Annotated in this window: 1 protein-coding gene; it reads left to right on the top strand. The window is 74.9% G+C overall.

What is annotated here, in order from left to right; all coding sequences use genetic code 11:
* The coding region (locus tag G3I40_RS40020) for an FAD-binding domain-containing protein (RefSeq protein WP_203645660.1) at window positions 1-608 on the top strand (608 nt) is incomplete at its 5' end.
* Between the last annotated feature and the right edge of the window lie 124 nt (window positions 609-732).

Below are 732 nucleotides of genomic sequence, written 5' to 3'. Positions count from 1 at the left end.
GCGGAACCGGCGCCGAGGCGTTCGTGCGGCAGCTGGCGTGGCGGGACTTCCACCACCAGGTGCTGGCCGCCCGGCCGGCCGCCGCGCACGACGACTACCGCACGCAGGGCGACCGATGGCGTTCGCAGCGGTCCGCCGGCCGCGAGATCGAGGCGTGGCGGGCGGGGCGCACGGGATACCCGGTGGTCGACGCGGCGATGCGGCAACTGCGCCACGAGGGGTGGATGCACAACCGGGGCCGCCTGCTGACGGCGAGTTTCCTGACCAAGACGCTGTACGTCGACTGGCGGGTCGGCGCCCGGCACTTCCTCGACCTCCTCGTGGACGGGGACGTCGCGAACAACCAGCTGAACTGGCAGTGGATGGCGGGTACCGGCACGGACAGCCGCCCGAACCGGGTCCTCAATCCGGTGACGCAGGCCAAGCGGTACGACCCGGACGGCGGGTACGTGCGCCGCTGGGTACCGGAGCTGGCGGGGCTGGACGCCCCCGCCGTGCACGAGCCGTGGAAGCTGCCGGCCCGCGAGCGTGCCGCGTACGACTACCCGGATCCGGTGGTCGAACTGGCCGAGGGGCGTGACCGGTTCACCCGGGCGCGGGGCCGGTGAGCTCCGGGTAGAGCCGCTCGATGCGTGCCAGCGCCTGCGGCAGCGTCGCGGGCCGCAGCGCACCGCGCACCGTGTGCCCCGACCAGCCGGGCCCGCAGAGGATGACGGTCGGCCCCCCGCGGGC

The organism is Streptomyces sp. SID14478, from assembly GCF_010548525.1.
Classification (GTDB): Bacteria; Actinomycetota; Actinomycetes; order Streptomycetales; family Streptomycetaceae; genus Streptomyces.
The sequence above is the reverse complement of the archived record's forward strand: the minus strand, read 5'-3'. Positions and strand labels throughout refer to the sequence as shown.